Here is a 6578-nt window from a genome sequence, read left to right as displayed (position 1 = left end):
CACGGCCCCGTCGAACCGGCCGTCGGCTATCGCATCGATCATGCGGGGGCCTGCGTCACCGTTTCCGGCGACACCGCCCCCGATCCGCTGCTGGTCGAGGTGGCGCGCGGCTGCGACCTCCTCGTCCATGAAGCGCTGCAACCGCGCCTCGTCAGGGTGCTGGGCAGCGCCGCGCGGGCTGCAGGCAACAGGGCGCTGGCGCAGATCCTGCACGACATCGAAAACTACCACAGCACCCCGGAACAGGTCGCCATGCAGGCGGCGCGCGCAAGGGTCGGCGCGCTGGCGCTGACCCACATCGTGCCGCCGCTCAGGATACCGGGCCTCGAGGCCGCCTTTCTGGGCAACGCCCGCCAGCACTTCGGCGGGCACCTGTGGATCGCGTCCGACCGGGAATTGTTCAGCCTGCCCGCACGCGCGGGCGGAAAAACCGCACGAGGGCCAGATGACGACCAACCGCGATGACGAGGGAACGAAGCGCCTGGACCGCCGTTCGCTGCTGCTGGGCGGCGCAGCAGGCGCAGGCATTGCCGGGGCGGCCGCTCTCGGCGCGCGCGCCGTCGAGCAACGGCGGCGGGCGCTGGTTTCGCCACCCGCCGGGAAGCCCGGCGAACCTGCCCTCGTCTCCGAAAGCTTCGCCGACAGCCGGCCCGCCGCACCCGACCGTCAGCCATGGCCCAAAGGCGCACCCAACATCGTCACCATCATCCTCGACGATGTCGGCTTTGCCGATCTCGGCTGCTACGGCTCGGAAATCCCCACACCCCACATCGACGCGCTGGCGGCGCGCGGCGTCCGCTATGCGAACTTCCGCACCACCGCCATGTGCAGCCCGACGCGCGCCGCCTACCTGACCGGTCTCAACCACCACAGCGCGGGAATGGGCTGGCTCGCCGACGTGGATTCCGGCTATCCCGGCTATCGCGGAGACCTGACGCACGACGCCGCAACCCTTGCCGAAATCCTTGGCGACGCAGGCTGGAACAGCTTCCTCGTCGGCAAATGGCATGTAAATTCGGCGCATGCATCGGGCGCGAACGGTCCCTATGACAACTGGCCGACGCAGCGCGGATTTCAGCGCGCCTACTGGTTTCAGGGCCATTCGACCGACTATTTCGCCCCGTCCGAGCTGTTCGACGGCGTCGCCCCCGTCGAACCGCCGGCAACGCCGGATTATTACATCACCGACGACCTGACCGACCGGGCGATCCGCTATGTCTCGACGCAGCAGGCGCTGGAGCCGGGGCGGCCGTTCTATCTGCAACTGGCCTACCCGGGGCTGCATTCGCCACTACAGGCCCGCGCCGCCGAACGCGACCGCTTCAAGGGCCGGTATGATGCCGGATGGGACGAAATCCGCGCCACGCGGCTGCAACGGCAAAAGCAGCTCGGCCTTATTCCGGCGGAAACCGCGCTGCCGCCGCTCGGCCACAATGCCCGCCCCTGGGCCGATCTCCCGGCATCCGAACGCACGCTTTATGCACGCTACATGGAAATCTACGCGGCGATGCTGGCGAACATCGATGCCAACATCGGCCGGCTGGTCGAACGGCTGCGGGCGCTCGGCCAGCTGGACAACACGCTGATCCTGCTGTTTTCCGACAACGGCGCGTCCGCCGAAGGAACGCCGACCGGCACGCCCAACGTCTTTGCCGCCGCCTACGGCCGGCCGGTTCCCGTGGCCGAAGCGCAAAAGCTCTATCCGGTGATGGGCGAAGACCCTACCTTCCCGCACTACCCCGTCGGCTGGACGAACGCCTCCAACACGCCCTACCGGCTCTACAAGCAATATACCCATCTGGGTGGCGTCGCCGACCCGCTGATCGCAAGCTGGCCAGCCGGCAACGGCGAGGCCGGGGCGATCCGGCAGCAGTTCGTGCATGTGATCGACCTGTTGCCCACCATCCTCGAAGCAACCGGCCGCACCGCCCCCGCCAGCCGCAACGGCCGCAGGCTGAAGCCGCCGCAGGGCAGATCGATCCTGCCGACGTTCGCTTCGGCAACGGCGCCGACCCGCACCGAGCAATATTTCGAACTGGGCGGGCAGCGCGCCTATTATTCGGCGCCCTTCCGCCTCGTCACCAACCACCGGCGCGGCGCGCCGTTCGGCGATGACCGCTGGGAACTTTACGATCTGTCGAAGGATCCGAACGAGCTGCACGATCTTGCCGCATCGATGCCGGAAAAGGTGCGGGAACTGCAAGCGAAGTGGCAGCAGGCTGCAAAAACCCACGATGTGTTTCCGCTGGACGACCGGGCGATGGTCATCCGCATGGTGCAGGACCGGCAGGCGCGCGGGCTGCGATCGGAATGGGTGCTGACGCCGCCCATCGAACGGCTGAGCCGCGAGGCCGCGCCGGTCTGCTGCGGCCTCCCGCATGAAATCACCGTATCCTGCCACCGGCTGGGCGACGGGGTGCTGGTCGCCCATGGCAGCCAGCCAGCCGGGTACACGCTCTATGTAAAGGGAGGGCGGCTGTTCTACGAACAGTCGCTGCTGCCCTGGCGCGAGGTGATCGACGGCGGCCCGGTGCCGGAAGGCGCGCTGGAGATCCGCTATGTGCAGACGATGAAATCCCGGCCGTTCGATGGCGCCGGCGCGCTTTTTGTGAACGGCGAAAAGCGCGCCGAACGCCGCTTTGCCCACGCGTTGTTTTCCACAAGCTACGATGGCTTTTCCGTCGGCGCCGACTTCGGGAACCGCGTATCCGCGGCCTATCGGGCACCCTTTGCGTTCGACGGCACGATCGACCGGGTGCATATCCGCGTCGACAATGCCGGCCTCGGCCCGCTGGAAACCATGCGGTTCCTGAAGGCGATGAAGCTGAACGTCTAGCGGCAGGCGCGGGCGATGGTTGCGCGGCCGCCTATGCCAACCTATTCCTGCCGCATGGCAAACGCCCCGCTGATTCAGGCTCCACTGATCCCGGCCCCTCTCAGGCTCCGCCTCGATAGTCAGGCGCTTGCAGGCAATTTCCGCTGGTTCGAGGAAAAGGCGGGCGTGCCTGCAATCCCCGCCGTCAAGGCCGATGGCTATGGTCTGGGCGCGGCAGAAGTCGTGCGGATACTGGAACGCTCGGGCGCACGGGCGTTCGCCGTCTCGACCTGGCCCGAGGCCGTGGCGCTGGCGCGGCCCGATCTGCCGATCCTCGTGCTGCATGGGTTCACGGCTGAATGCACGCCTGCCGCACGGGCGCTGCCGGCGGCGCGCCCGGTCCTCAATACGCCAGCCCAATGCGCGCAATGGGCCACAGCCTTCCCCGGCCGCACGGCCGACATCATGGTCGAAACCGGCATGAACCGCCTGGGGCTTGCGGCGGGCGATCTGGGCGCAGTGGCGGGCATTCGGGTGGATACGGTGCACAGCCATCTGGCCTGCGCCGACGAACCCGCGCACCCCCTTACGCCACGCCAGCTTGCCGCGTTCCACACGTTCGCAGGCTTCGAGCCACAGGCCCGGCGCGCGCTCGCCAATTCAGCCGGCATCTGCTGGGGGCGCGCCTACAGCTTCGATCATGTCCGCCCCGGCCTTGGCCTGTATGGCGGGGTGCCACATCCTGACGCCCAGGTGATGCCGGTCGTCCGCCCGGAAGCCCGCGTGATCCAGTTGCGCGACGTGCCCGAAGGCGCCGAAGTCGGCTATGGCGCCACATGGCGGGCAACGCGCGAAAGCCGGATCGCCACCCTGAACATCGGCTATGCCGATGGCATATCGCGGCTGCTCGCCCCGCATCTTCATGTGCTGGCCGGCGGCCGGCGGCTGCCGCTTGCGGGGCGCATCTCGATGGACATGCTGGCCGTCGACGTGACCGGCACCACGATCACCGAAGGCGACTGGCTGCCCCTCGACTTCGATTTGCCCGCGCTGTCGGCGGCCAGCGGCCTGTCGCAATATGAACTGCTGACCTGGATGTCCCGCCGCTATGATCGGCTGTGGGACTAGGCAGTCGCTCAGCGCGCCAGCCTGTCCCTTAGGTAACGCAACAACCGCTCACGGTCGGTCAGTTTGGCAAGCTTTCCCAGCCTGTCGCGCCAATCGCCATAGCGGTTGATCGGAAAGTCCATCGTATCCGGCCAAAGGTGCGTGGCGATGGCCGTGAACAGTGCCTGTGTTCCCTTCACTTCGGGCGCCGTCTCCATGAAGGCCGCCTGTACCGCGGCTTGGGCAAAGGGCATCATCGACCACTTTACCGCCTTCTGGGCCGGCGCCTGCCCCAAGGCCCATGTGCCGAACTTCAGCTCGTTGAAGGCTATGTCCAGCACCATCGAACGGGGCATCCATGCCAACCCTTCGACCCAGCGGGCGACATCTGCAATTTGCTCGCGGTCCAGCGGCAGCGTCAGGCGGGAAAGCACGAATTCCGCCGTTGCAGGTTTGTCGTTGATGCTCGACGTGTCCTGCCGATACAGGCGAGAGCGACCTATCTCGCCATACATTCCGGTCAGCACGATGTCGGCCGGAACGTCGCCCAGCGTGGGGTGGATACGGCGATTCACCTCCCGCATGCAGTGGCCAACCATTCGGTCCCACCGCAATTCATCCTGCGCCGAGGCCTCGCGAGTCGGGATCAGCCGGTGCTTCAATCCCAATGCCGCCGAGATTCTGGCCGACATATCCTGATCCAGCCCATCCCCCGCCCGGCCGAACGTGGCAAATTCCAGATCGCTCTTCACCTCCCTCGCAGCCGCCAGCAGAATGCGGCTGTCGAACCCTGCGGTCAGGGTGATGGCTGTGCGGTGTTCGCGGGCGACGGCCGTGACGAATCCGCGAAGGGCTGTTCCGGCCCGTTCGGCCGCATCCTCCAGGCTGGCTCCGAATTGCAGTTCCCCAGGCAACGGCCACACGCGTCGTGGCGCCAGAGTGGCGAGATCAAGCGCGTGGCCTGGCAGCAGGCGGCGAATCCGGTTGTGCGCGGTCAGGGTACCGGTGATCCAGCCGTGCCCTTCCGATGCAACCAGCCGCTGATAGCGCTCTTGCAGAAAACGTGATTGATACTCGGCATCGTCGAGAATCTGGTCCGCCGATGCGCCGATGCGGCCGCTGTCCTCGCACCAGCACAGCGGAATCGAGCCACCGAAATCCGGGTAGAGATGCCGCCCGAGCACCCCCTCGCTGACTGCTGCAAACATACCGTGCAGGCCATATAGCAGGCTACGCACGAACACCCGCTCGTCGGTCACGGCAAAATCTGCGCGAACTTCGCTTGCGGAAACGCGCAGCCCCGGCCCCGCCCATCCCGAAAGCAGCACACCGTATAGGGTGGCGACCCGCGCGCCAGTCGCATCATAACATGGAATTTCCGAAAGCCCGGAAGACAACCGGACCCTGCCATCCGGAGTAATCCGGAAACCGAACGGCTCGACATGTGACAGTCCTGGAAAGGTCATTCCTATGGCCTTGGGCTCGTGGCGACGCAACATTCCTCTGGCATGAGGCAGGCGTCGTGGATAGCCTCCTCAACCGTTGGATTGCTGGCAGGCGACCCCTGCCAGACTGCTGCTTGCCACAGCGGCAACGGAAGTAGAAGATGCAGCCGCCAGACCGATTGTAACGAAGCGCATACCAAGGAGGGCCGATGATGGCGGTGCTGCCTTTCCTGCTGATCGCGGCCGAAATGCCGGCGGCCGCCGCGCCCAAGCCAAGCCTCAACCGGGCGGAATGGGTGGCGCAGGGGCAGAGCGGACAGGCGTTCGACCGCATGGACAGCAATGGCGACGGGCTGCTGAGCCGCGCGGAACTGCGCGCTGCCCTGCAAAAGGCCCGGCGGTCCCGGTCGATGCCGGACAACCCGCCCCGAGGTGCAACGCCTCTTGCCGATGAAGACCCCGGCCTGTAGGCCAGCCGCTCTGCGCAGCGGGCGCCTTCGCACAGCGCATCCACAAGGCCACCTGCATGAACCCCCTCACCATTCTCGCCCTCGCGCTCGGCATGTCGACCGATGCATTCGCGGCGGCCGTCGCGCGCGGCGCGGCGCACCGGCCGCCGCTGCCCGCCGCCATCCGCGCCGGGCTGGTGTTCGGCCTCATCGAAGCAACCGCGCCGGTTCTCGGGTGGTTCGCGGGAAGGGCGGCCGCCGGATATGTGCAGCAAGTCGATCACTGGATCGCCTTCATCCTGCTGGCGCTGGTCGGCAGCCACATGATCCGGGAATCCCGCGACGGCGACACCGGCGACGATGCTTCGCCACGCGGCGCGGGGCTTGCGCCACTGGTGCTGACGGCGATCGGCACCTCGATCGACTCGGCGGCGATCGGTGTCGGCCTCGCGTTCATCGGAGTCAGCATCTGGCTGGTGGCGGCCTCTATCGGCCTGTCCACCTTTCTGGCCACCACCATCGGCATGCTGATCGGCCGCCACGTCGGCGCGCGGTTCGGCAAGCGCGCCGAACTGCTGGGCGGCATCACCCTGATCGGGATCGGGCTGGCGATCCTCGCCGAACATCTGGGGGTATTCGCCGGCTAGCGGCGGCTCAGCCTGCCCGCACGCGCCACCGTTCAAGCAGCGCCCGCTTTTCAGGCCCGATCGGCGCAGCGCCCGACCGGTCGCGCCCGATGTTCACCATCACGCTTTCCGCCAG

General features: G+C 67.0%; 6 protein-coding genes. 5 read left to right on the top strand and 1 reads right to left on the bottom strand.

Translation table 11 applies throughout. The annotated features are described in order from the left end of the window. From AC16JP_RS09950 to alr, 3 genes are all read left to right on the top strand, one after another. A partial coding sequence (locus AC16JP_RS09950; RefSeq protein ID WP_484340460.1) for an MBL fold metallo-hydrolase occupies window positions 1-465 on the top strand: 465 nt, incomplete at its 5' end. Then, the gene (locus AC16JP_RS09945) at window positions 446-2836 is read left to right on the top strand and encodes an arylsulfatase (protein WP_484340459.1); all 2391 of its coding nucleotides are present in this window, start codon (window positions 446-448) and stop codon (window positions 2834-2836) included. The genes AC16JP_RS09950 and AC16JP_RS09945, both read left to right, overlap by 20 nt. A 54-nt stretch (window positions 2837-2890) precedes the next feature. Beyond that, window positions 2891-3943, top strand: coding sequence for an alanine racemase (gene alr, locus AC16JP_RS09940; protein ID WP_484340458.1), 1053 nt, complete (start codon window positions 2891-2893; stop codon window positions 3941-3943). An 8-nt stretch (window positions 3944-3951) separates the two neighbouring features. Here alr and AC16JP_RS09935 read toward each other — a convergent pair whose 3' ends face one another. Next, window positions 3952-5388 (bottom strand): hypothetical protein, encoded by a 1437-nt coding sequence (locus tag AC16JP_RS09935; RefSeq protein WP_484340457.1) that lies wholly within the window; start codon window positions 5386-5388, stop codon window positions 3952-3954. Window positions 5389-5576: 188 nt separating this feature from the next. Between AC16JP_RS09935 and AC16JP_RS09930 the strand changes: the two genes are divergently transcribed. Together AC16JP_RS09930 and AC16JP_RS09925 are read left to right on the top strand one after the other, a co-directional pair. Next, window positions 5577-5837, top strand: a complete 261-nt coding sequence (locus AC16JP_RS09930) for an EF-hand domain-containing protein (RefSeq protein ID WP_484340456.1) — start codon at window positions 5577-5579, stop codon at window positions 5835-5837. A gap of 56 nt (window positions 5838-5893) precedes the next feature. Next, on the top strand, window positions 5894-6463 hold the full coding sequence (locus AC16JP_RS09925; RefSeq protein WP_484340455.1) for a manganese efflux pump MntP: 570 nt from the start codon (window positions 5894-5896) through the stop codon (window positions 6461-6463). The last annotated feature ends 115 nt before the right edge of the window (window positions 6464-6578 follow it).

This window comes from Sandaracinobacteroides sp. (assembly GCF_057137845.1).
Note: the sequence above shows the minus strand (reverse complement) of the source record. Positions and strands in the feature narration are given on the sequence as shown.